Below are 26,559 nucleotides of genomic sequence, written 5' to 3' on the forward strand. Positions count from 1 at the left end.
ATGAAAGAGAATAATAAGAAAAAAAGGAGAACTAATCTTGACATAGGTAAGAGAGAAAAAATAAAAGAATATAAGGAAAAGAAGGTTGATGATAGCCAAAGATTCCAAGAGTCTATTATAGAAACAAAGTCTAAATTAAATAATGTTGAGAAAAATGATGAGCCTACTTACAAGAAAAGTGGGCTTTCTTCATCTCAAAAACAAATAAAGAAGCATATGGATAAAAGGGAAAAAGTGGATAGTAAAACTCCTGAAATAATTGATTATAGGCGAAAAGAGGAAAGGGTAGGTGATTCAAGCAATTTAGAAAAAAGAACTTCAGAAAGTAGCCAGTTAAAAGGGACTATAAAAGAGCATAAAAGTCTCGATATAGGTGGAAGAAAAAAGACTAACAATTACCTCGGTAAAAGAGTACATGAAAAAGATAGATTTGATGATTCTATTGTAAAGAAGAAAACAAAATTAAATCATAGCCAAGTAAAGGCTAGTGATGGGAAAAATGAAATAGCTGAAGACAAGGGAGATATTTCAGGAGGTGATAGGAGTCTTTCAGATAGTTTAAATGAGAAAGCAATAAATAAAAATAAAAGGAAAAAGCAGAAACAGATAAATAATCTGAAAGATAAAGAAAAAACCAATAAGTATGAAACTCTAGATAAAGAAACTAAAATCAATGCTTTACTTGCAAAAGACACTGATGATCCTACTGTTTCTGATAAACATGATAATGAGATAAAAGCAGAAGATTATGAGGATGTAAGCTATGGTGTAGAAGGTCTTAAAAAGAATGGCAAAATTTCAAAGAAAGATTATTACAAAAGAAAAGCTATTTATGATAATCAGAAAAAGAAGAAAAGCAAAGATGGGAAATTAACCACAGATGATGTTAAAGACCTTAAAGGTGGCATGGCTAATAGGGCAGGTGAAAAATCTTCATTTGAAAGTAAAGGTCTTAGTGAGAGGGCAGAGAAAAAATATCAGGAAAATGAAAGTAAATTAATTCAGAAAAGGAAAAAAGCAAGTAAGCTTTACAATAAGCCTAAATATGATAAAACAAGCAAGCTTGTAGGAGGAATATCTGGAGCAAGTTACATGGCTTCTGAATACATGAGAGCTGGAAGTGATGAAAATGTAGCTATTGACGCAGCAGACAAAGGTTTATATCTTAATGCAAGTATGACAAGACAAGCCCAGAATAGACTTCAGAGAAAAAGAAAAAGTCCCTTAAAGGTTAAAAGAGAATTGGCTTTAAAACATCAGAAGAATATGGCAAAGGCTGAATATCAGACAGAAATTGAAGTTTTGAGAAAAGAAAAAGATTTTCAGAAGAAGAGTGCCTACAAAAAACTGATTAAGAGAAAGCAAATGAAAAAGAAAATTTATGAAGAGCATAATATTGCAGTTACCTTCAAAGATAGACTTAAAAGGGGAATTGAAAATATTTTAAAAGGAAGTTCCCAGGTTATAAGAAGAAATATTAGGAGACTCCTTATTCTTCTTGCAGTCGTTATTATAGGTTTTATGACCTTAAGCCAGATTGCAACTTTTTTTCTTGGTGGAATATCATCAGTAACAAGTCAAGTTATGAGTACCACATATTTGTCAGGTGAAGAGACTCTCGCAGATATAAATAGCGAATTTACTAATTATGAGTATGAGTTGGCAGATGAGCTTGCCAATATTGAAAGCTATTATCCTGGATATGATGAGTACCATGTAGGAGGAGATACTGATATAGGGCATGATATTCATGAGCTTTTAAGTTTTATAACTGCTAGATATGGAGAAGTAACCAATGTTGCAAGTCTTAATGGGGAGTTAAAAGATCTATTTAATAAGATGTATAAGGTTAACTATGAAACTGTGGTGGAAACCAGATATAGGCAGGTATGCTATGGAAGTGGTGAAGATAGATACTGTGTAATGGAGCCTTATGATTGGTATATTTTGAAAGTTACAGTAGAGAAAAAAGAACTTGATACTGTAGCAAGAGAGGAATTTATTGGATATGAGGACAATCTTGCTCACTATGAAGCACTCCTTGAAACAGGTGGCAATATGGAACACTACTTTGGGGGAAGTGGTATAACCCCTGTAATACCAGATAGCACCATAATAGGTGACCTTATAAACAATCCTAATCTTTCAGATAAAGAAAAGGCTCTTGTATCAGCAGCATATAGGACACCGACAGCAGGTAACGGCTACTGTGCTGCATGGGTAAGCAATGTCTATGTAAATGCAGGTTTCCCAAGACCTGGAGGAAATGCTTGTGATCAATATTATTGGTATTGTCATAGTAATGATCTTTCAGAACTTAGACCTGGAATGATGGTAGCAGTACCTACTCACAATCATACTAAGGCAGGAAGGATTTATGGTCATGTTGGTATCTATGTTGGAAATGGGATTATAAGAGAAAATATAGGTATTGTAAAAGATAGCAAGCTTTCAGACTGGATTTCCTATTATGGTAGCAGTGCAAAATGGGGATTTCCCTATTAAATGAAGGAGGGTTTAATGAATGGATAAAAAAACAGAAAATAGATATAAGAAAATAAAAAGAGACCAAAAAAAGCTAAAAGACCAAATTAAAAAAAGCGAAGATGAATTGGAACTTTTAAGGTTGGAAGAAGAGGAAATAGCAGGTCAAGAGATCATGGCTATATGTTATGAGCAGGAAATTAATCTTTTGGAAGCAGTGAAGATTTTTACTGAAGCAGAAAAAACAAGAGGAAATGAAAATAAAATATTTAACGAATCTGAAAAGGAGAATTTAACCTATGGAAAAGAACAATGATAAGAGAAAAATTATAAAAATATTACTAGTACTTGCGATAACAAGCATGATTGGGATAAACTTTGTTACCACTGTCTTTGCTTCAGATATTAGTGGAGAACTTGAAAGAGAGTTTGTAATTGATGTTAATAGTCCTGAATCTGCAAAGGACAAGGAGGATAACATCATAGTTGATGTAAATAAACCTTCACTCAATCCAGCGGAAACAGGGAATGGATTTGTGGTAGATGTAAATAAGCCTAAAGAGGAATCTACTATTACAAAGGAAAATCCTTATGAACCGTCAGATCCTAGTCAAGCAAGAGGGACTATTACAGAATCTGTTGGGGTAGATAATAAAGAATATCCTAGGAGAAGTGAGGTAGCAGATGTTAGAGAGGAAGCTAGTGGTGGTCAGATGAGGGAAAGACCAAAAGCTGATGCGAGAGAATTCCTTACCTTTCAAACAAAAAGTGGCAAGGTATTCCATCTGATTATTAACCATGACGAGCCTGATTCTAATGTTCAACTGTTAACTGAGGTATCTGAACAAGATTTACTAAATATGATAGAACAAGATGAAGAAAGAAATGGCATATCTAAAGTCAAGGAGGAACCTAAAAAAGAAGTAGTAAAAAAAGAAGAGCCTGAAATAGAGGAACCTGAGAAGGAAGATTCTAAAGGTTCTTTTTTAATTGTTCTACTCATCCTAGTGGGAGTAGGTGGAGCTGGATATTACTTTAAGTTTGTAAAATCTAAGGAAGAAGGATTTGATGATTTTGAAGATGATGAGATTCCAAATGATGATGATTTTTTCAGCAATAATGATGAAGAGATAAATGATGGTGAAGTAGAAGATGAAGATATTGAATATACAAAGGAGGATTTGATCTAATGGGTAAAAGAACAGGATTATTTAAAAAAATACTAGCAGGAGTGCTTAGTTTCTCTATAATGTTTGGGGCAGTAACTCCTGTATTGGCAAGTGAGAAAGAGGATAAGACAGGTTATGATGTTGATATGACTATTGTAGTTGATATTTCAGGTTCAATGAATGGAACTAAAATGACAAAGGCTAAAAATTCAGCTAAAGATATGGCAAAGGCTATATGGAAGGAACAAGAATCCTATGATATTAATACAAATATAGCACTTATTAGCTTTGAGTCTAATGTAGTCCATCACAAAAATGATGGAGCAGACTTTTTCCAGAAAAAAGATGAGGACAAGCTCTTTAGTGCTATTGATGGTCTGTCTGCGAAGAATATGACCTTTACACAAGGAGGTATTCATGAAGCAAGAATGATTTTTAAAAACTCTACTGGAGATAAAAAAATCATAGTCCTTCTTTCGGATGGAGAAGCAAATCGTATTTATGAACCAAAGATTGACCTTGATGATTATATGAACAATAACAAAGAGGTTCTTGAAGGAAGTTTCCATTATGATAAAGCAGGACAAGATACCACTACTAGCAAGGGTAAGTTTTGTGCCTTAGCAGAAGCTAATCTTGCAAAAAGTGATAATATTGATGTTCTAGATATCTACACAGTCGCAGTTGACTGTAATGAACAAGCAAAAGAGTTTTTAAAAGAAGTAGCAAGTGGAGAAGATAAGTTTAAAGATTCAGATACAGATGACCTAGAAGATACCTTCAAAGATCTAACTGATGAAATAAAAGCTAATATAGAAAAAGAAAAACTAGAAAAAGAACTTGAAGATCTAAATAATAGGATTGATGAGCTAGACAGAGAAAAAGCAGAACTTGAAAAAGAGTTTGCTGAAGAAAGAGAGCAGGCGGCTAAGGATAAGGAGGAATTTAACAAGGAAATTAATGACTTAAAAGACAAAATTGATGAACTTGGAGAAGCTAAGGATAAATTAGAACAAGACTTAGCTGATGAGAAGGAAAAATCAGAAGAAGATAAAAAGGCTCTTGAAAAAGAGATAGAAGATCTAAAGCAAAAAACTGATGAGCTAAATGAATCTAAAGAAAATCTAGAAAAAGAGATGGAAGACATAATAAATAAAATGGAGGAAGATAAAAAAGAACTAGAAAATGAGATTTTAGAACTAGATAAAAATATTGAGAACTTAAGAAAAGAAAAGGATGCTGTAGAAGAAGAACTTAATAAGAAAATTGAAGAACTGGAGGATAGACTCAACCAGGAAAAGGCTGAGTATGAGAAGGATAAGGAAGAACTTGATAACAAGATTTCTGACCTTAATGATAAATTAGACCAATTAAATAAGGAGAAAACAGAAATTGAAAATCAGCTTGAAAAAGAAAAAGAGGAATCTAAGGCAGAAAGAGATCAACTGAAAGAAAGTATTGATGACTTAGATAAAAAGATTGATGAAATAATTAAAGAAAAGGCAGAACTTGAAAAAGAACTGGCTGATGAAAAGAATAAGACAAAGGAGGAAAGGGAAAAGCTTAAGGATGAGATTAACGAGTTAAATAATGATTTAGATTTAATAAATAAGGAAAAAGAAAGGCTAGAGGATAAACTAAATCAGGCAATAGAAATCTTTGATAAAAAGGTAGAAAAACTAGAAGACGATATTGAACAATTATCTAAAGATAAAGACTTGCTTGAAGCAGATTTAAGAAAAGAAATAAATAAGGTGAATAAAGAAATAGAAGCCTTGAAAAAAGCAAAAGAAGAGATGGAAAAAGAACTAGAAAATCAAAAGAATCAGTCAGTTAAGGATAAGCAAAATTTAAATAATGAGATAAATAAACTTGATGATAAGATTTATAATCTTAGTAAAGAAAAAGATAAGCTTGAAAAAGACAATGAGAAATATAAGGAAAAATTTGAAAACCTTGAAGATGATGTAAAGGATTTAAGAGAAAATCTTGAAAGAGAAAAGGATAAAAATAATTTAAAAGATATGAATCTGCCAGAGGGTGTTAAAGTCAATCAATGGTATCCCGAAAAATTTGTAACTTTGCCTGATAAGAAAACTTATGATGATGGTGAAAATATTGATATGGCTGGAATGAAGATGAGATTTACTCGTGTAATAAAGAGTAATGGAAAGTATATAAGAGAAACAGAAGATGTATATTATAGGGAATTTAAGAATAGTTATAGGGGCTGGGAGTTTAATTTAAAAACAAAGACTGCAGAATATGATGAAAGTACAAATGGAAAGATGAAAATAGTATTTACATTTTCACTTAAAAATCCTAATCAGTCCTGGTAAAAACAAGATAAATAGATAAATGATAGCGGCTCGGATAAGTAATTATATCTGAGCCGCTATTTTTTTGTCTAAAAATGAAATGGAGGAAATAAATTGAAATTAGTAATAGCAGAAAAACCAAGTGTAGCAATGAGTATTGCCAAGGTCATAGGTGCAAATTCAAGAAAAGATGGATATGTTGAAGGAAATAATTATATTGTAAGTTGGTGCGTAGGACATCTTGTTAGGATGAGCAATCCAGAAAGTTATGATGGAAGGTATAAAAAATGGAATATAGCAGACCTTCCTATATTTCCTGATAATTATAAATATGAGGTTTCGAAATATACCAAGAAACAGTATGACATTTTAAAAAGGTTGTTATTAGATAAGAGAGTTGTTGAGGTTATAAATGCCTGTGATGCAGCAAGAGAGGGAGAACTTATCTTTAGGCTTGTTTATAATCAGGCGAGGTGTAAAAAGCCTATAAAAAGACTTTGGATTTCATCAATGGAAGATAAGGCTATAAAGGAAGGTTTTAATAATCTTAAAGATGGAATAGAATATGAAAATTTATATAGGTCTGCACTAGCAAGAGGACAGGCTGATTGGCTTGTAGGAATGAATCTTTCAAGATATTATTCTTGTCTTCATAATAAAAACTATTCAGTAGGTAGGGTACAAACACCAACACTTTCAATGGTTGTAGATAGGGATAAAGCAATAAGGAATTTTGAAAAAGAAAAGTATTTTACAGTCCAGATAGATGCTAACAATATGAAACTAGAAACATCAAGGATTGATGAAAAAGAGAAAGCTGATAAGTTACTTTCATCTATTCCTGGGATTATTGAGATAAAGGAAATAGAGAAGAAGAGAAAAATTATTAGACCTGATAGACTTTTTGACCTAACAACACTTCAAAGAGAATGTAATAAGTATTTTGGATATAGTGCAAAACAAACCTTGGATTATGCACAAAGTTTATATGAAAAGAAACTAATAACTTATCCCAGGACAGATAGTAGGTTTCTTACAGATGATATGGTTGATAATGTTAAAAGCTATGTAGATTCCTTTGGTAATGACTTTGATGAGAAGAACTTTAAGAGTATTTTTGATTCTAAGAAGGTCGAAGATCACCATGCCGTAATTCCGACAAGTGCTTCTCTTGATTTTGATACTACAAGTTTGCAAAGGTCAGAAGAAAAGGTATTTGAACTTATAAAAGCAAAGCTTTTAGCAGCAAGATCAGGCAATCTAATTACTGAAAACACTAGGCTTATATGTGGTGTAAAAGGCTATGAATTTACAACTACAGGAACAGTTGTAATTGATGAGGGATATACAAAATATCTTACTCCTTATATAAAGAAGAAAGAAGATAAGGTTCTTCCTAAGCTAGATGAAGGCGACAAGCTTAATGTAGAAAGTAAGAAAATAAATGAGAAATATACTAATCCACCTAAGCATTATACAGAAGACACTTTGCTTAAGGCTATGGAACTTGCTGGAAGTGATGCAAATCAAGATGTGGAGGTAGAACGTAAAGGGCTTGGAACACCGGCAACAAGGGCTGGAATACTTGAAAACCTAATTAATAAGGAACTTATAAAAAGAGATGAAAGGAAACTTATTTCAACAGAGAAGGGGGAGCAGTTAGTATCCTTAGTAGCAGACTTCCTTAGAAATCCAAATACAACAGTAGATTGGGAAGTGAAACTTTATGAAATCTCAGAGGGAAAAGCTGATTTAAAGGATTTTATAGGCGATGTAGAAAAAAGAATAAGGGAAGTTATTTCACAAAAATGAAAGTGGTAGAGCTTTTCGGTGGTATAGGTGCTATAAGGAAGGCTTATATCAATAGTAAAATTCCCTTTGAGATAGTAGATTATGTTGAAATAGATAAGAACTGTGTTAAGAGTTATAATGCACTTTTCAATGAAAATTATGAGCCACTAAGCGTATGCAATTATAGTCTTCCAGATAAAAAAATTGATTTACTAATGCATGGTAGTCCCTGCCAGGATTTTTCTAGGGTAGGAGAAAAACTTGGTGGGAAAAAAGGAAGTGGAACAAGGAGCAGTCTATTATTTGAAACAATAAGGATAATAGAGGAAAGACAAGACAAGCCTAGATGGGTAATATGGGAAAATGTTAAAGGAGTTCTTGATAGAAAAATGAGAGCTTCCTTTTTTTATTATCTTGAAGAAATGGAAAGGCTAGGTTATGAAACAAAATATGAGATTCTTAATTCAATAAATTTTGGGATACCACAAAAAAGAGAAAGGATTTTTGCTATTAGCTATCTAGGCAAAAATCCTTTTAAATTTGAAAACCTAAAACACAAGGAAACCAAACATTTATCAGATTTCCTTGAAAAGGATGTAATGAAGACTTATGGAGATATATTTTTAGTCAAGCAGCCTTCAATGTTAAAAATACTCTATGATTCAGAATATAAGCCAAAATTTCAAGGAAGACTTCAAGTAATAGAAGACTTTTGCTACACCATATCTACTAAGCAAGTAAGAGTCCTTAACTCTGGAATACTTGCTATAGGTGATAACAGGTATAGATATCTTACTGAAAGAGAATGTTTTAGGTTGATGGGATTTGATGATAGTGATTTTGATAAGCTTATTAAGATTTTTCCAAGAAGAAAAAACTGTATGTCAAGTATTCTATATAAACAGGCAGGCAACAGTATAGTGGTTAATGTCCTTGAAGAGATAGTAAAGGAGATTCAAAACTGTAGCTTATAAGTTTATAAAGATGGGTGATGGAGTAAAATCCATAACCCTTTAATTATGCAAGGAGGAGAAAAAGCATGAGAATAAATGATTTTAAACATTTAATTCAAGAAATCAAGGCAAAGGCTCTCTCTAGTAGTGATGAATATACTTCACTTATGAGAACCGTTGGAAATAATTATAAATATGATTTTACTAGTCAGCTTAGTATCTATGATAAGAATACTAGTGCAAGAGCCTGTGGAGAATTTGATTTTTGGAGAAGGAAATTTAATAGAACTGTAAAGCGTGGTGAAAGAGGAATCCCCATATATAAGAATTATGGAGAATATGGCAAAGTAACCTACATCTTTGATCTCAGCCAAACAGTATCAATGACAAGAGCTACAAATCAAGTAGAATTATGGGAATTAACCAATGGGGAAGATAGCCTAAAGGGAGTTTTAGGATTTGATGGAGCTTTTAGTGAAGATGAAATGAAGAATATGACAATAGATGAAATTCTTGAAAATATTGCATATATGGAAGTAATCAACAAGGGTAACTATCTTTTAAATGAACTTAAGATAACTCCTAATTATAGAAAGATCTTCAATGATTTTCTTATAGAGTCCTTTAAAATAGGATATGCTGCAAGGCTTGATATAAATTATGAAGCTGATAGAAATAAGATTAATGATATCCTTGGAAGTCTTGATGAAATTTCACTAACAATAGTAGGTAATGAGCTAAATTTAATGGTGGCAAACATCCTTGAAAGAACAGTAGCTATAGATAAAGATATTGATAAAAATAAGGTGCTGACAAAAGGAGCAATTGAGCGGTACAATGAAAATAGACAAATAACAGATAAGGAAGAAAAAATAGGAGGGATAGATGATGAGTTTCGAGGAAATGTTGGAAGAATATCTGATGGAAGAGAAGGTAGAGAACGAGTATCAGATGATATTTGGGGAATGCGAGACATCGGAAGAGATAACCTTGAAGATGAAGGAAGTAACAGAGAAAGTTTTAATGAAGGATCAGACACACCTGACTCACAGATTCGCCCAGGCAAGACTGAACTTCATGGTAGAGGAGAAAGAGAGATTATTTCAAGAGATGTTCCTGGAGAAAAGCCTTATGAAGCATCTTCTAGAAGTGGAAGAGACAGCCAAAAGGTTCATAGAGATGGAGAAACCGAGGATGATGGAAAGCTTTGGGCTGACAGAGGAACTGTAGGCAGAAGATTCGATGAAGTGGACAGGTCTTATGGAGAACCTGAATCACGAGTTGAGGGAGATGGCAATGAAGGAGTACGTTTACAATTAGATGAAGGAATAAGCATAGATGAGGACCAGGGAGTAGATGATGAATCTGCTTCCTTTTTTGTTCCCAAATACTACTCAAAAGATAATCCTCAAGAACTTATGAATGAAGAAATCATAGAAAATGTTCCTAGACTAGGAGAAACTGAAGAAATATCTGCAGCAGATAAAATAGTTCATGCAGCATATATTATTCCATTTAGAAGTAATTGGACCTGGTATTTGACAGAGTATGATCCTGAAACAGAAGATGCTTATGGTCTTGTAGCAGGTCTTGAACCAGAATGGGGCTACTTTAATCTTAAGGAACTTAGGGAAATTGGAGCAGAAAGACTTGTTCTTGAAGATTTTCCTAAAACATTTAAGGAATTAATGGATAGTGAACTTAAAAAACAATTAAGCGAAGAAGAAATTCATAGAGTATTCTTTGGAGAACTTGATGATTTTACAAGAAATGAAGTTTCACAAGAGGTAGACCCAGAAATTCTTTTTATGCAAGGGGAAGAACAAATAGATAAAGAACTTATTGCAGCTAAAGTAGGTACAGAATTTATTATAATTCCAAAAAGCAATCTTAATCATATAGAACTTGATAAAGATGAAAGACAGGTTTTAGTTGATGGTGTAGAATATCAACTTTATAAGGGTAAAAACTTTGAAGACTCAAGAGAAATAGAGCTTTTTATGGATGAAGAAGGTTATAAAACCTATAAAATAAATGATTATCTTATAGATTTAAAAGACCAAGAGTTAAATAGAGAGCCTATTACTAGGGATAATGTTATAAAAATGTGGGACAATCCTTTTATTATTACAAGTGTAAGAGAAGATATGCTTCTTATAGAAATGCTTCCTTATGAATTGAAAGATGAATATATTCTTGATGCAAGACAGGTAAGAAGGCTTCAATTTGAAAGCATAGATGAATTTAATGAGTTTATTTATACTACTGAACTTTATGACTTTGATGAAGAAAAAGCTAAAGAAGATGAACAAATGACTTTTTCTTTTGGAGGTTTTGAAGATATAGAAGATAGACAAGAAGAAAGAGAAAGCCCCAAGATTGAAAATTATATAATTACAGATGAAATTATTCCTGATAGCCTTCCACCACAGCAAAGATTAGAGAATAATATAAATGCTATAAAAGTTCTAAAAATTTTAGAAGAAGAAAATAGAAATGCAAGTAGAGATGAACAAGTAGCTCTATCCAAATATGTAGGTTGGGGTGGGCTATCTGATGTATTTGATGAAAATAAAACAGGGCAATGGGAGCGAGCTAGAGACTTTCTTAAGGAAAACCTCACTCCTAGGGAATATGAAAGTTGTCAAGAGTCAACACTAACTGCCTTTTATACTCCTAAGATTGTAATTGATGGCATATATCAAGTCCTTGAAAACATGGGATTTGAAAAGGGAAATATACTTGAACCCTCATGTGGAGTAGGGGGTTTTATAGGAAGTATTCCAGAAAGCATGAATGGATCAAAAATATATGGTATAGAACTTGATAGCATATCAGGAAATATAGCCAGAAGATTATATCCAGAGAGTAATGTACAGGTTAAAGGATTTGAAGAAACTTCGTTTTCAAATAATTTCTTTGATGTGGCAATAGGGAATGTTCCATTTGGGGAATTTAAAGTAAATGATAGATTATATGATAGGAACAACTTTTTAATTCATGACTATTTCTTTGGTGCGACTCGTTCCTAAGTGAAAAGCTTAGGTGTAAATTTGAAAGTGAGGTGAATATAATATTTGCAAACTAACAATTCGATTGGTGGAATGATGGGGTAACGCCCTGAAACGCCAACCTTGATACTCCGACTGGCTCTGCTCAAAAGGCAGATGTTCAGAAGCTCGGTGAAGTCGGCAGAGAGCTACCGTCTTACAGTTGCGTAAACAACTGTAACGAAAGCTGTCTAGAGGTAGATGGTGTAGCCTATATGCCGGAGGTCTACAAAATATCTATGGTGAGAATGACTGTAAAAAGTCTGACGAATCCTCGAATGTAAGGGTCTATAAGTAGGCTGTATAGAAATGTACAGTTATCCAAATGGATAGTATGTGGGGAAAAGTAAAAATCAAAGATATGAAATTCCCTATACCGTTAAAGGCGGTATTAAGCGTACAGGTTTAGAGAGGACACCTACAGATATATGTATAGATAGAATTGTTGGAACGAGGAAAGCAGAAAAGCTAACCAAAGGTTAGTCAACGCAGGAAATCATAACTGCGTGAATTTTCTGTGAGAGCGATGGCACGACCGTTGATATTTCTGTAATGGAAACGGAGGAACAGCCATTAGCCGTTTATGATAATCAAATAATAACAAAGCAAACATTCACAGCTTCGAGTATGACAAAGAAAATCAAATCCGAAAGGAGGAGATGCCTGTGACAACTACGAAGCAGAAAAAGAACTCAAAATTACGCTATTTGGAGTATTACGACCTACAAAATACGCTTGATATGTTGTATGCGGATAGTGGACAAGGAAAGATTTTCAATAATCTTATGCCACTTATCGAGAGCGAGGAAAATATTCGCCTTGCGTATCGAAATATTAAACGCAATTCTGGAAGCAATACAAGCGGAATAGACAGGCTTACAATTAAGGATATTGAAAAGATACCCGAAACTAAGTTTGTTGAAATTGTGAGGAAGAAACTCCAATGGTATAAACCCAAAGCAGTTAGGAGAGTTGAAATTCCGAAACCCAACGGAAAATTAAGACCGCTGGGTATCCCTGCAATATGGGATAGAATAGTCCAACAATGTATTCTACAGATTCTTGAACCTATCTGTGAAGCTAAATTTAGTGATAGAAGCAATGGTTTCAGACCCAACAGGTCGGCAGAACACGCTATCGCACAAGCCTATGCGTTTATGCAAAAATCTCACCTACATTATGTTGTAGACATTGATATTAAAGGATTCTTCGATAATGTCAATCACAGCAAGCTGATAAAGCAGATGTGGAATATGGGAATACAGGATAAGAAATTGCTATGTGTAATAAAAGAAATGCTGAAAGCTCCGATTGTTTTACCCAATGGAGAAACAATTTATCCGCAGAAAGGAACACCGCAAGGTGGAATCCTATCTCCACTTCTTTCCAATATCGTTCTGAATGAATTGGATTGGTGGATAGCGAGCCAGTGGGAAAAACAGCCTGCACACAATATTCGTGACCATATTACGAAAACAGGTGCTGTCCATAGAGGACGAGCCTATAACGCATTCCGCAAATCAGGATTAAAAGAAATGCACATGGTAAGGTATGCAGACGATTTTAAGATATTTTGCTCTAATCGAAAGGATGCTAACAAAGCGTATGAAGCAACAAAAGCGTGGCTTCATGAGCGTTTGAAGTTGGAAGTAAGCGAAGAAAAATCAAAAATCGTTAATTTGAAAAAGGGCTATTCGGAATTTCTAGGATTTAAGCTTACCCTAATGAAAAAGGGTTCGTCCTATGTTGTTAAGTCGCATATATGTGACAAGGCAAAGCAGCGAGAAACGGACAAGCTGAAAGGTCAAATCAAGAAGATAGCACACCCTAAAAACGACGAGGAACGAGCAAAACTCATCAATGAGTATAACTCTATGGTTATGGGTATGCACAATTATTTTCAGATTGCAACCTGTGTAAGTTCAGATTTTGCAGATATGGGACGAGAAGTAGATGTTGTGAAATTAAGTCAACTAAAGCGAAAGGCACTTTCCAAAGAAGGAGATTACAAAGGTGCATTGTTCATTGAAAAGAAATATGGGCAGAGCAAACAAATTCGCTTTTATAGCGGAAAGCCTTTGGTACCAGTGGCATATATTAAGCACAAAAATCCCATGTGGAAGAAAAAATCGGTGTGTAAATACACTCCAGAGGGAAGAAATGAAATTCATAAAAAACTTGGCATAGACACCAATACTATGTTGCTACTTATGCGGACAAAGGAAGTTGGTAGAAGTGTTGAGTATATGGATAATCGAATTTCTCTATATGTGGCACAATACGGAAAATGTGCAATAACAGGACAAATACTGGCATTGCATGAAATTCATTGTCACCACAAAAAGCCTGTTAGTCAAGGTGGAAACGACAGATACGAAAACTTGATTATTTTGCACAAGGATATACACCGATTGCTACATGCAACAAAAGAAGAAACAATTAGGGCTTACCTTTCACAACTGCAACTCACCTGCAAACAAAAAGCAAAGCTGAATAAGTTACGCCAATTGGCAAATTTGCAAGCTATTTAATATTAAAATGAGTTTCTTTACTGCTCGAATATTGTAAGTTTACTTTAGTTAATACCGAATCATAAACGGTGGAACGCCGTGTGCGGTGAAAGTCGCACGCACGGTGTGGAGCGGGGGAAAATCCGAAGATAACATCAAAGGATTACCTATCGCTATCTAAGTCAATAGACAAGGTAAGAAGCGGTGGAGTTATTGCATTTATTACTTCCAGTGGAACAATGGATAAAAAGGATGATTCAATTCGTAGATATCTGGGTGCAAGATGTGAGCTTCTTGGTGCTATAAGGCTTCCAAATAATACTTTTAAAGGTATGGCTGGAACTGAAGTAACTAGTGATATTATTTTTCTTAAAAAGAAGGAATCGGTAATAGAAAGAGAAGAGCCATGGTATGAACTTGGAATAGATGATAAGGGTCTAAGTTATAACAAATATTTTGTGGAAAATCCTCAAATGGTGCTTGGTGAAATGATAGAAGTATCAGGAAGATTTGGAAAGACTACCACCTGTCAAGCTAAGGAAAATCACGATTTAAAATTTGAACTATCACTAGCTATAAATAGGATTCAGGGGAAGATTGAGCCTATAAAAGTTGAAAGAGAGGAAGGAGAAAAAGAAGCTGAGATTCTCCCAGCTGATGAAGATGTAAAGAACTTCTCATTTACCGAAAAAGATGGAAAGGTCTATATGAGAGAAGACTCCATAATGAGAGAAGTGGATAGGAATGATAAAGACCTAGATAAAATCAGAGATTATATAGCTCTTGGAAATGCTCTTAGAGAAGTGATTGATTTACAGTTAGAAGATAGAAGGGAAGTTGAGATTAAACTAGCTCAGAGAAAACTTAATGATATATATGATGAATTTAGCAAGAAGAATGGCTTTATAAATGGGAGAATGAACACAAGACTTTTATCTGAGGATAGTAATTTTGCTCTTATTTCAAGTATTGAAAAACTTGAGGAAGGAAAGTTCAAGGAAAAGGGCGATATATTTACAAAACGAACAATAAAAAAGGCTGTGCCAGTAACTCATGTGGACACACCAGATGAAGCCCTTATTCTTTCTATTGCAGAAAAAGGAAGAGTAGACCTTGAATATATGGAGGAACTTACAGACCTTGATGAAAGAGTCTTAGTAGAGAGTTTAAAAGGCAAGATATTTCTTGATATTAAGGAATTTGACAGAGAAAACAATGCTCTTCCTTTTACAGAGAAGAAAAAGCACAATCCTATGGCTTTTAACTATGTAAGTGCTGATGAATATTTAAGTGGAAACATCAGAGATAAGATAAATATTTTAAACGAATATATCAGCCATACTGAAAGAACTTTAGGTTTTACGGATATGGACAATTCTAGTATAAAGGAAATAGAAGAAAATCTTGCTAACTTTAAAATACAAAAAGCAAGTCTTGAAGAGGTAATGCCAAAGGAACTAACAGCTTCAGAAATTACAGTAAGGCTCGGAGCTACATGGATGCCAGAAAAAGATGTAGAAAACTTTATCTTTGAAACTCTTAAAACACCAGGATTTGCAAGATGGGATATTCATGTTAGATACTCACCTTTTACAGCTGAATGGAGAATTGAGGGAAAGAGCAAGGATGGAGGTAATGACCTTGCAAATATGACCTATGGTACTAGTAGAGTTAATGCTTATAAGATTATAGAAGATGCCCTTAACCTAAAAGAAACTAAGGTATGGGATAGGGTTATAAATCCTGATGGTAGTAGGTCTTCCATACTCAACAAAAAGGAAACAATGCTTGCAAGTCAGAAACAAGAACTTTTAAAAGAAGAGTTTAAAAATTGGATATTTAAAGATCCAGATAGGAGATACCGTTTAGAAAAGCTTTATAATGAAAAATTTAATTCTGTCCGCAATAGGGAATATGATGGAAGTAATATTCGATTTGAAGGCATGAATTCAGGTATTATCCTTAAAGACCATCAAAAAAATGCAGTTGCAAGAACACTTTATGGTGGCAATTCCCTTCTTGCCCACACAGTAGGAGCAGGTAAGACCTTTGAAATGATTGCTTCTGCTATGGAGTCAAAGAGACTTGGAATGAGTAGTAAGTCCTTATTTGTGGTGCCTAATCACTTAACAGAGCAAATAGGTAGGGACTTTATGGAACTTTATCCTGGAGCAAATATTATGGTTGCTACCAAGAAAGATTTTCAGCCAAAGAATAGAAAGAGATTCATAGGTAAGATTGCAACAGGAGAATATGATGCAGTTATTATAGGGCATTCACAATTTGAAAAAATACCTATGAGTAAAGAATATCAGGAAAACCATATAAATAAGGAAATTGAAGGGATACTTGATTACATTGAAGAGTATAAGTATGACAGAAGTCAGAATTTCACAGTAAAGCAGCTACAAAACACTAAAAAGAAACTTGAAAGTAGACTAAAAAAACTTAATGATGATTTTAAAAAAGATGATGTTGTTACCTTCGAGGAACTAGGAATTGATAAGTTGTTTGTGGATGAAGCCCATAATTATAAAAATCTATTTCTTTATACAAAAATGAGAAATGTGGCAGGAATAGGTCAGAGTGAAGCACTCAAATCTTCTGATATGTTTATGAAATGTCGATATTTAGATGAAATGACAGGAGGAAAGGCAGTAGTATTTGCTACAGGTACTCCAGTGTCAAATAGTATGACCGAGCTTTATACCATGCAACGCTATCTTCAATATGATGAACTTGAAAAGAATAACCTACAACATTTTGATTCATGGGCAAGTACATTTGGTGAGACTGTAACGGCAGTAGAGCTTTCACCTGAAGGAGATAAATATAGAGCTAAAACAAGGTTTAGCAAATTCTATAACCTTCCTGAGCTTATGGCCATGTTTAAAGAAGTGGCAGATATAAAAACAGCTGATATGCTTGATTTAAAAGTTCCTGAAGCAGAATATAAAACTATAGTGACAAAGCCTACAGACGAACAGAAAGAGGTCTTAAAAGGCATCTCAGAGCGAGCAGACAGGGTAAGGGATAGAAGGGTTGAACCAGAAGAAGATAATATGTTAAAAATCACGAATGATGGTAAAAAACTAGCCCTTGACCAAAGGCTTATCAATCCTCTTTTACCTGATGATCCTGATAGCAAGGTAAATGTATGTGTAAAAAATATTTTTTCTATCTGGGATAAAACAAGGGATAATCGTTCAACCCAACTAGTATTTTCTGATATGTCTACCCCAAAGAATGATGGAAGTTTTAATGTTTATGATGATATAAGGGACAAACTTTTGAATATGGGTATTCCAGAAAAAGAAATAGCATTTATCCATGATGCTAATACAGAAAAACAGAAGGATGAACTATTTTCTAAAGTCCGTAAAGGCCATGTAAGGATTCTTTTAGGGTCTACCCAAAAGATGGGAACAGGTACTAATGTACAAAATAGACTTATTGCTACCCATGACCTTGATGTACCTTGGAGACCTGCAGATTTAGAACAAAGGGCAGGTCGTATTGTAAGACGTGGTAATGAAAATGATAAGGTTAAAATATTTAGGTATGTTACTGAGAATACCTTTGATAGTTATTTGTGGCAGACAATAGAAAATAAACAAAAATTTATCTCACAAATTATGACTTCAAAAACACCTGCAAGAGTAGCGGAAGATGTTGATGAAAACACCCTATCCTATGCTGAAATTAAAGCCCTTGCAACAGGTAACCCATTAATAAAGGAAAAGATGGACCTGGATATTGAAGTTACTAAATTAAAGATGCTTGAAGGAAACTACAAGAGTAATCTTTATAGTCTAGAAGATAAAATTATAAAGACCTACCCTAGAGAAATTGAAAGGTATGAAAAGCTTATTGAAGGCGCTAAAAGTGATATTGATAGAATCAAGCCACAGGGAACAGGTGATAATAAATTTACTTCTATAAAAATTGGAGATGAAGTAATTACAGATAGAAAATTAGCAGGAGATAAAATTCTTGAAGCAGTTAAGGGAGTGAAACTAGGAGATAAAAAGATTATTGGAAACTATAGGGGATTTCCTATAGAAGTAACATATAATTTTCTTACAAACCAACATAACTTTAATTTAAAAGGCTCCAACAATCACTATGGAGACCTAGGGGAAAATAGAGATGGGAACATCACAAGAATGGATAATGTCTTGGAGAGGATTCCTGATAGTTTGAAGAAATTTGTAGAAAAACTTGAAGCTACTAAGGAACAAATTGAAATTGCTAAAGAAGAAGTTAAAAAACCCTTTGATAAGGCAGAAGAATTAAAAAACAAGACACAAAGACTTACTGAAATTAATAGACTGCTTGACATGGGAGAAGTAGAAGACTTAGAGAATTTAAATCCTCTAATTGAAGATATTAAAAGGTTTATAATTGATTATTGTAATAGAGAGTTTGAACAAGATAATTCTTATGAGGATTTTAATAAACTTTATCCTGATGAAGGTCATATTGGACTTGCCTATACAACAACAGAAGATGGTAAACACGAAATACAGTATGAAATAAGTCTTAAAGATTATTCATGGACACAGTATGTAGATGAGAAAGAGGTATCTCATGGGAGCTACCTTGAAAGTGAAGAGGGGGAACTATCAAATAAAGAGGAGGCTCTTATAAACTTAAAAAGAGATCTTGAATATAGTGACTTTGGTGAATATATAAGAGTAGATGAGAAAGACTTAAGAGAAAAACTTGGACTTGAGATTGACGATGAAGGTAATTTTTATGATCCACTTTCAAAAGACCTAGATAATGATGGGATTCCAGATAGGTATGACAATGATTTTAGAAGTAGCAATTACTTTGAGTCTACTTATGATGTTGATGGTCTTAAGTTAGATGACAAAAAATCTACTTTGGGACAGCTTGAAAAATTTAAAGCCAAAGTTAAAGAAGAAACAAACCTATCTTTGGATGAAAAAGATATGGAAAAGAATAAGGGTGCAAGATAAGAAGCTCTGAGGAAACTCGGAGCTTAACCTTTTAAAGTAGAGCAAATAATTAGTATATAAACAAGAAAAATAAGGAGGAACATTATGTTGAATAAGAAAAATGAGAATAAATTGTTACAATATTTTGGCCTTACTAGCCATAGTGAAATAATGGATTATGTTAGGAAAAATCCAGAGGATGAAAAAGTAAAAGAAATAAAAGAACTGCTTAAAGCACTTCCTATAAATGCTGATGAGGAGGTGGATAGGAATGAGAAATAGCCTATATGAGGAATTTAATTGTAAAAATGAGGTAGAACTTTATGAGAAAATAAAAAATCAAGATGAAGACATAAAACCACTTATAGAATTTTTAGATTATGCTAGAGCCAATATTAAAAATAATAGACAAGCAATAACTAGTCCTGATACCTTAGTAGAATATGTAAAGTCAATAACTTTACCTACTAAAGATGCCGTGACTATTATTTTTGCAAATACTAAGAACCATCCAGTCCATCTTAAAAGGACCAGACTTAGTCAAAGGAATAGTATAAAAGAAAGCTTAAGAGAGGGCTTAATGGCAGGGGCTAATAGTGTCTTTTTAGCCTTTTCTAATGAAACACCTGATAAAAGAATAGAGGAAACAAAAGAATATTTTGAAAAAATAGGGATGAAGGTAGTAGATACTATAGGCTATAGCAAGGAAAATAACAGTTTCCTTTCAATGCTTGCAGGAAGAAGTTATTATGCATCTAAAACCTATGAAATAGCCAATGATACAGAAAATGTCTATGGAGATAAGGATTATAGCCTTAAGGATAAGTATGAAGATTTTACAAGCTACTTTGCAAGTAACGAGCTTATAGATTTAAATTTAATAGAAAATACAAATGAAATAAAAGAGATACTAAAAATAGGTTTTCAACATCATCAGCAAGAGATTTTTGGCATTATAGTTTATGATAAAGATGATAAGATTATAGGAGCAGAACAACTTTTTAAAGGGTCTACTGATGCTGCAATAGTGGATTTAAAAATTATAGCTAGAAGTTTATTAAACTATCAAGATGTAAAAGGTATGGCAGTCTTTCATAATCATCCTAGTGGCAATCCTACTCCTAGTAGAGAAGATCTACAAATGACTAATAAAATAAAAAACCTTACTGAAATTTTTGACATAGAGCTTTTAGACCACTTTATAGTAGGAAAAGAGAAGACCTTATCCTTTTCACAAGAGGTTGACAGTTTTCAAAGTGAGAACCAAAGTTATCAAGATAAGCAAGAGGAAATTCCACTCCTTAAGGAAGATAAAAGTAATTACGATATGGGAAAAGTTTACCTTAGAGTGGGAGATAAAATAAAAACTTCTTTATCAGATGAAACTATAGTTTTAGACATAGATAAGGATAATGCTGTATTGTTTGATGGAAGACAATTTGTAGAGGTCTATGGTCTACAAAGTAATGAAGAAAAGTTCTTTTGGAATCATGGTAACTATTCTGATCACTATCCTAAAAATAAGGATATTAACTCAGTAGATACTTTAAATAATATGATAGATAAAGACTATGAGGGCTTTGTAAAGGCCTTAATTACATTAGAGATGGGAGTAGACAATCCAGACATATTAGAAGAGATTTATGAAAGGTATATGCGTAATGATGGAGTAAATCTAATTAATGACTATTTTGAAGAGCTTATATATGAACTAGAGGGGGAAATACCAATAATAGGCAATAGGGCTATAGAGACTGATGAAAAAACAAATAAAGAAGAAGATTTTTGTAATAAGATTGATGATTTCATAAATTCTTATGTCGAGCTATCCAATGCTATGTATGAAGTAGACTACGATTTTGCAGAGAATTATCCTCTGGAAAAATCCTTTCATGATATAGACTTTATAGATTGGGCTGAAGCAACTAAAAGAAATTTAACTAAGGCAAAAAATAGAATGAAGCCAGGAAAAGACAGTAAAGAAACAAAAAAAGAGTCAACTATTGAGAAACTTAATAAACTAAAAGATAAGGTAGCTAAGGATAGTATAGGAAGGACACAAGAGAAGGCTGAAAATAAGAAGAATGATAGGGAAATACAATAGTAGTAATATAAGCAAGTAATAGATATGGGGCAGGCTTCGGCCACCCCTTCTTTTTTGTGCGATTTTTTAAGTTTATAACTCAAAACTCTATAATTATGATATAATCAAATATGGATATAATTTACGCAAACATATAGAAGTATTATATATAGAAACTAATAAGGAGGATGTATATGGGATTCAGCTACAATAAACTTTGGAAGATTCTAATTGATGAAGAAATGAATAAGACAGAGTTCCAGAAAGCTGTTGAATTGAGTCCTACTACAGTAGCAAAGCTAGGTAAAAATGAGACAGTAAATATGGAAATTTTAGCCCGTATTTGTGATTATTTCGATTGTGGAATAGAAGATATAGTTTCTTATAGCCCTGAAAAGAGAAAATATGAAAATAAAGATAAATAAGGAGGTACTTCATGGATAGTAATGCACCATATATAGCTTCACTTACAAGAGAACCTTTTATGTATTATGAAATGAAAATAACTGCAAAGTTACTTGAGGAAGGATTAAGCGAAGAAGAAGCTATAGAAAAAATATTTAAAGAAAATTTATATCAATATCCTACAGAAAGAAGCCTTAAAATGAGAGCAAGAGCTTGTATAAAAAGATTAAATGCACTTGGAGATGAAGAACTCGTATCCTGGATTATAAATAGACCTTTAGATATTTCAAGACAAGTATGTCTATATGCAATGATGAAAGATTCAAGACTTATATGGGAGTTTATGATTACTGTTATTGGAGAGAAATACAGAACCCGTAATTTTTCCTATAGCAGAATGGATCTAAATGTATTTTTCACTAGACTTCAAGAACAGAATGATACTGTAGCAAGTTGGAGTGACTCAACAATTAACAAGCTTAAATCGGTATTTGCTAGTCTCTTAAAAGAGAATGGATATATAGATAAAACCAGTTCTAAAAGGCTTAATGAAGTGCTTTTAGATTATAAACTAAAAGATAAAATAATCGAAAATGGAGATGCAACTTGTCTTCCAGCTTTCAATTATTTTGAGTAAAGGAGTGTAGCAGAGTGAGCAATATAAACGAAAAACTAGATAGATTAAGAAACTTAATTCAAGATCAAGACTTTCTAACAGGGAAAGGACTGAGCAATGAAGTTAATATAAGAATGTTCTGCTATGAACCTAAGGATGAAATGGCAGTAAGGCATTTTACAAAACAACTTGAAAACGATAATTCCCTGGAATGTAATCTTATTTGTCATAATCTTTATCATGTGTTTTTGGAAATATGTGAGGAAAAAAATATTATTAAGAAGATTCCAGATATGGAAGAAAAAAAAGGAAGCGACTACCTTAAAGATAGGATATTAAAGTTTTCAACAACAAAAGCTTTTGCAGAAAAAATGCAGTATGAACCACATGAAAAAGGAGATGTTCTTTTACTTACAGGAGTAGGAGAAGTATATCCATTTATGAGAGTTCATTCTCTTTTAGAAGAATTACAGACAGGATTTGATGACATTCCTATAGTTGTTCTTTATCCAGGAAGTTTTAATGGTAGATCAGTAACACTATTTAATGAATTTACACCAAATGAGTACTATAGGGCATTTAATATAATTTAGGAAGTGGGAGGGAATATAATTGAGAATACAAAATATGTTTTATGATGACATCAATAGAGAGATAAATGGTGTTATCAAAGTTGATCAAGATACAGAAGGTATAATAGAACAGGAACTTTCAGAATATGTTATTACAAGGGAACTTAAGAAACACTTTATAAGTTTTTTTAATTACTATTCAGATTCTTTTGATAGACCGACTGCTGATACAGGTGTATGGATTTCTGGATTCTTTGGAAGCGGTAAATCTCACTTCTTGAAAATCCTTTCATACATTTTAGAAAATAAAGAAGTAAATGGAATTAAGACTGTAGAGAGATTCAGAGAAAAATTTACAGATGATTTAGCAACATTTATGCTGATTGATAAATCAACACAGGCTCCTACAGAAACAATTCTATTTAATATTGATATAGAAGGGCCTATGGAAAAAAACAAGACAGCAGTTTTAAGGGTATTTGCCAAGATGTTTTATAAACACCTTGGATTTTATGGTGAAAATCTTAAAGTTGCAAAACTTGAACAATATGTTGATAGGAGAGGAAAAACAGAAGAATTTAGACGTGTTTTTGAAGAAAAAAACGGTGATTCATGGATAGATTCAAGAGATGTATTTGACTTCTGTGAAGATGAAGTAGTTGAAACACTTATGCAAGTTCTTGGTATGAGTGAAACAGCAGCCAGAAATTGGTTTGACTCCTCTGAAGAAATTGATATTTCAATAGCACAGCTTGTGTCTGAAATAAAAGAATATGTTGATAGTAAGCCAGATAATTATAGGCTTCTTTTCATGATTGATGAGGTGGGACAGTATGTAGGTGCTGATACTGATATGCTTCTTAATCTTCAATCTTTAGTTGAAAAGATAGGCTCTGAGTGTATGGGAAAAGTCTGGGTAATGTGTACTGGGCAAGAAGCTCTAGATGAAATAATTAGAACAAGGGCAGACGAATTTTCAAGAATCCAGGCAAGATTCAAGACAAGGCTTTCACTTTCTTCATCATCAGCAGATGAGGTTATTCAAAAGAGAATTCTAAAGAAAAATAATGAGTCCAAAGCCTATCTTGAAGATGTTTATGACAAACAGAAAAGTGTTATGGACAATCTCTTTAAATTTAGAGAAGCAGTTGGAGATATAAGAGGTTTTGAAGGACCAGGAGAATTCTCTGTAAACTTTCCCTTTGTGCCATATCAGTTTATCCTTATGCAGAAGGTATTTTCTGAAATTAGAAAACATGGTAATGCAGGAAAGCATTTATCAGGTGGAGAAAGATCTATGCTTTCTGGCTTTCAGGAAGCTGCACAAAGGGTTCAGGATAGGGATGAGTATGCAATAATTCCTTTTTGGATGTTTTATGACACAGTTCATACTTTTCTTGATGGTTCAATTAGAAGAGTAATAGAAAGAGCAGAAAGAGCAGCAAGAGATGATAAGGGTCTTGAACCTATAGATGTTAATGTCTTGAAGCTTCTTTACATGATTAGGTATGTGGAAGATATACCTGCAAATCTTGATAATATTATAATTATGATGGCTGAAGATATAAGAGTGGATAAGATTGATGAAAGAAACAAGATTCAAAAATCACTAGATAGGCTTATTCACCAGAACTATATTGCAAGAACAGGAGATACATATAATTTTCTTACTGATGCAGAGCAAGATGTAGAAAGAGAAATCAGAGATGAATATGTAGATCCAAGCGAGATTACAAGAAAAATTTCTGAAATGATTTTTGGGAATATATATACAACAAAAAAATTCCGTTATGAAAAGAAATATGACTTTGAATTTGATAAAAAAGTAGATGGTGTAAATTATGGTAATCCAGTTGGAGGAATGGAACTAGAGATTCTTACTATTGCAACAAGCGTAATAGATAAACAGGAACTTAGACTGATGACTGAATCTCAGAACAAGGTTCTTGTGGTACTTGAAGATACGGAATACTACAACTTCATAGAAAATGCTATGAAAATAGATAAGTTTGCAAGAAAGAAGAATATCCCACAACTTCCAAAATCAATGCAAGATATTATAAGAAGTAAACAAGACGATGCTGAGCATTTTAAAGAGGATGCCTTAGTGGAACTTAAAGAGGCTTTTATGAAAGCAAAGTTTTATATAAATGGAGATAGGACTACAGTAAAAGCTGGAACACCACAAGCTAAAATTGATGAAGCATTAGAGTATCTAGTTTCTAATGTATATAATAAACTTGACTTGATTACAAAAAATGCAGATTCAGATGAAGATATTTATAAGATTCTTGATGGAAGAGAAGATGATGGTATAATGCCAGGACTAGAGTCCAACAGAAAGGCAGCAACTGAGATTGAAACCTACCTAATAGCTCAAAACCAGCAACACCTTCCTACCAATATGGCAGATGTTCAGAAAAGATTCACATCTATTCCTTATGGATGGCGAGAAAGAGATGTTGCAGCTGTAGTTGCAAGATTAATCTATGAACAAAAAGTAATTGTTAAATACGGTGGAGAAACCGTAAGAACAGATGATGAGAGGCTTCCAGAACTTTTATATAAGAGAAGTGAAATAGGGAAAACAAAGATTCAAAAACGTGAAATGATAAGTATTCAAAAGATAAAAGAGGCAAGAGACTTTTTAAGAGATTTCTTTGATCTTATGGATGTGCCAGAAGATGATGATGGACTTGTAGATTTTATTATTTCCAAATTTGAAAACCTAGAATACCATTATGATGAATTACTTAATAAATATGAGGGCAATAACTATCCTGATAAAAAGAAAATAATTGAAGCAAAGGCTACTGTATCAGATCTTCTTTATGCAAAGACAGATAATATTGCCCTTGTAAACAAGCTTATTGATATGGAAGATGAGCTTGAAGATATGCAGGAAGATATGGAATCTATTGAAGACTTCTTTAAGTCACAGGTAGATACATTTGATGAAGCAACAAGACTGGAAAGCTTGCTTCGTTCAGACCTTGATTACCTTCAAAATGAAAGTGAAGTAAACGATGCACTTAATAAAATTAGACTTATAGTCAATATCAATCCTAAAAAAGACGATTTTGATTATAGGGATGTTCCAAAACTTACTGATTATATGAAGGTAGTGAGAGAAGGACATAATAGGCTTGTTTATGGCAAACGTGAAGAAATCCTTGAAATTGTAAGACAATGTATGGAAGAAATCCATAGGGGAGATAAAAATGATAGGATTATCGGCAATATAATTAAGAAAACTGATGATTTTTATACACAAAAGAAAAAGGAAATTGCTGAAACAGAAAGTCTTAGAATTCTTGATGGATTTATTCCTAGTCTTTGGTCTGAAAAGGATCAGGCAGTCAAAGATATAATTTCTATTGAAAAAAGTAATGCCGAAGCTGAAAGAAGACGTAATGATGAAGAAGGAAAGCAAAGTGGAGAAAATGATACAGTAAAAGAAACTGAAGTATCACCTGAGCCTGAAAAGAAAAAGCATATTAAGAAATTCTATAGGCAATCAATATTCCCTGCAAGAACTCTGGAAAGTGAAAGTGACATAAGAGAGTATCTAGAGACTATTGAAAAAAATCTTATGACACTCTTAGGAGATTGTGATGGTATAGAAATAAATTAAGAAAGGAAAG

Annotated in this window: 15 protein-coding genes and 1 pseudogene; all 16 read left to right on the plus strand. The window is 33.2% G+C overall.

What is annotated here, in order from left to right; genetic code table 11:
- The 16 genes and pseudogenes from BQ9840_RS11365 to brxC all read left to right on the plus strand — a co-directional run bounded on the left by BQ9840_RS11365 (position 1) and on the right by brxC (position 26,549).
- On the plus strand, positions 1 to 2,505 hold the full coding sequence (locus BQ9840_RS11365) for a CD1108 family mobile element protein (RefSeq protein WP_077369883.1): 2,505 nt from the start codon (positions 1 to 3) through the stop codon (positions 2,503 to 2,505).
- 19 nt (positions 2,506 to 2,524) lie between these two features.
- Positions 2,525 to 2,800 carry a hypothetical protein gene (locus BQ9840_RS11370; protein ID WP_077369884.1) on the plus strand — a complete coding sequence of 92 codons (276 nt, stop codon included), beginning with the start codon at positions 2,525 to 2,527 and terminating at the stop codon, positions 2,798 to 2,800.
- Complete coding sequence (locus tag BQ9840_RS11375; protein WP_077369885.1) at positions 2,784 to 3,674, plus strand: CD1107 family mobile element protein; 891 nt, start codon at positions 2,784 to 2,786, stop codon at positions 3,672 to 3,674. The genes BQ9840_RS11370 and BQ9840_RS11375 overlap by 17 nt, the downstream gene beginning before the upstream one ends.
- Positions 3,674 to 5,992 (plus strand): VWA domain-containing protein, encoded by a 2,319-nt coding sequence (locus BQ9840_RS11380; RefSeq protein WP_077369886.1) that lies wholly within the window; start codon positions 3,674 to 3,676, stop codon positions 5,990 to 5,992. Before BQ9840_RS11375 ends, BQ9840_RS11380 begins: the two co-directional genes overlap by 1 nt.
- Before the next feature lie 93 nt (positions 5,993 to 6,085).
- A complete protein-coding gene (locus BQ9840_RS11385; protein WP_077369887.1) occupies positions 6,086 to 7,783 on the plus strand; it encodes a DNA topoisomerase 3 in 1,698 nt (565 codons plus the stop codon).
- Entirely contained in the window at positions 7,780 to 8,736 is a 957-nt protein-coding gene (locus BQ9840_RS11390) for a DNA cytosine methyltransferase (protein WP_077369888.1), read from the plus strand. The genes BQ9840_RS11385 and BQ9840_RS11390 overlap by 4 nt, the downstream gene beginning before the upstream one ends.
- A 1,056-nt stretch (positions 8,737 to 9,792) precedes the next feature.
- Positions 9,793 to 9,945, plus strand: a complete 153-nt coding sequence (locus BQ9840_RS13135) for a hypothetical protein (RefSeq protein WP_369800230.1) — start codon at positions 9,793 to 9,795, stop codon at positions 9,943 to 9,945.
- Between the two features lie 2,156 nt (positions 9,946 to 12,101).
- Entirely contained in the window at positions 12,102 to 12,248 is a 147-nt protein-coding gene (locus tag BQ9840_RS12640) for a hypothetical protein (RefSeq protein WP_159436167.1), read from the plus strand.
- A gap of 176 nt (positions 12,249 to 12,424) precedes the next feature.
- Positions 12,425 to 14,296: a group II intron reverse transcriptase/maturase gene (ltrA, locus tag BQ9840_RS11400; protein WP_077369889.1), complete on the plus strand. Its 1,872-nt coding sequence runs from the start codon at positions 12,425 to 12,427 to the stop codon at positions 14,294 to 14,296.
- Between the two features lie 140 nt (positions 14,297 to 14,436).
- A pseudogene (locus tag BQ9840_RS11405) lies at positions 14,437 to 19,260 on the plus strand (helicase-related protein); the annotation flags it as partial.
- Positions 19,261 to 19,344: 84 nt separating this feature from the next.
- Positions 19,345 to 19,521, plus strand: coding sequence for a hypothetical protein (locus tag BQ9840_RS12645; protein ID WP_159436168.1), 177 nt, complete (start codon positions 19,345 to 19,347; stop codon positions 19,519 to 19,521).
- Positions 19,511 to 21,343, plus strand: a complete 1,833-nt coding sequence (locus tag BQ9840_RS11410; RefSeq protein ID WP_159436169.1) for a JAB domain-containing protein — start codon at positions 19,511 to 19,513, stop codon at positions 21,341 to 21,343. The genes BQ9840_RS12645 and BQ9840_RS11410 overlap by 11 nt, the downstream gene beginning before the upstream one ends.
- Positions 21,344 to 21,516: 173 nt before the next feature.
- Positions 21,517 to 21,747 (plus strand): helix-turn-helix domain-containing protein, encoded by a 231-nt coding sequence (locus BQ9840_RS11415; RefSeq protein WP_077369892.1) that lies wholly within the window; start codon positions 21,517 to 21,519, stop codon positions 21,745 to 21,747.
- Positions 21,748 to 21,758: 11 nt separating this feature from the next.
- The gene (locus BQ9840_RS11420; protein WP_077369893.1) at positions 21,759 to 22,364 is read left to right on the plus strand and encodes a DUF1819 family protein; all 606 of its coding nucleotides are present in this window, start codon (positions 21,759 to 21,761) and stop codon (positions 22,362 to 22,364) included.
- A 14-nt stretch (positions 22,365 to 22,378) separates the two neighbouring features.
- Positions 22,379 to 22,936 (plus strand): DUF1788 domain-containing protein, encoded by a 558-nt coding sequence (locus tag BQ9840_RS11425; protein WP_077369894.1) that lies wholly within the window; start codon positions 22,379 to 22,381, stop codon positions 22,934 to 22,936.
- 19 nt (positions 22,937 to 22,955) lie between these two features.
- Complete coding sequence (gene brxC, locus BQ9840_RS11430) at positions 22,956 to 26,549, plus strand: BREX system P-loop protein BrxC (protein ID WP_077369895.1); 3,594 nt, start codon at positions 22,956 to 22,958, stop codon at positions 26,547 to 26,549.
- Positions 26,550 to 26,559: the final 10 nt, after the last annotated feature.

It is taken from the genome of Anaerosalibacter sp. Marseille-P3206, from assembly GCF_900155565.1.
In the GTDB taxonomy this organism is placed as follows: Bacteria; Bacillota; Clostridia; order Tissierellales; family Sporanaerobacteraceae; genus FUHM01.

Coding starts and splice junctions, on each gene's coding strand:
- BQ9840_RS11365 (WP_077369883.1), top strand. CDS start 1: ATGAAAGAGAATAATAAGAAAAAAAGGAGAACTAATCTTGACATAGGT.
- BQ9840_RS11370 (WP_077369884.1), top strand. CDS start 2,525: ATGGATAAAAAAACAGAAAATAGATATAAGAAAATAAAAAGAGACCAA.
- BQ9840_RS11375 (WP_077369885.1), top strand. CDS start 2,784: ATGGAAAAGAACAATGATAAGAGAAAAATTATAAAAATATTACTAGTA.
- BQ9840_RS11380 (WP_077369886.1), top strand. CDS start 3,674: ATGGGTAAAAGAACAGGATTATTTAAAAAAATACTAGCAGGAGTGCTT.
- BQ9840_RS11390 (WP_077369888.1), top strand. CDS start 7,780: ATGAAAGTGGTAGAGCTTTTCGGTGGTATAGGTGCTATAAGGAAGGCT.
- BQ9840_RS13135 (WP_369800230.1), top strand. CDS start 9,793: ATGGTAGAGGAGAAAGAGAGATTATTTCAAGAGATGTTCCTGGAGAAA.
- ltrA (WP_077369889.1), top strand. CDS start 12,425: ATGCCTGTGACAACTACGAAGCAGAAAAAGAACTCAAAATTACGCTAT.
- BQ9840_RS12645 (WP_159436168.1), top strand. CDS start 19,345: ATGTTGAATAAGAAAAATGAGAATAAATTGTTACAATATTTTGGCCTT.
- BQ9840_RS11410 (WP_159436169.1), top strand. CDS start 19,511: ATGAGAAATAGCCTATATGAGGAATTTAATTGTAAAAATGAGGTAGAA.
- BQ9840_RS11415 (WP_077369892.1), top strand. CDS start 21,517: ATGGGATTCAGCTACAATAAACTTTGGAAGATTCTAATTGATGAAGAA.
- BQ9840_RS11420 (WP_077369893.1), top strand. CDS start 21,759: ATGGATAGTAATGCACCATATATAGCTTCACTTACAAGAGAACCTTTT.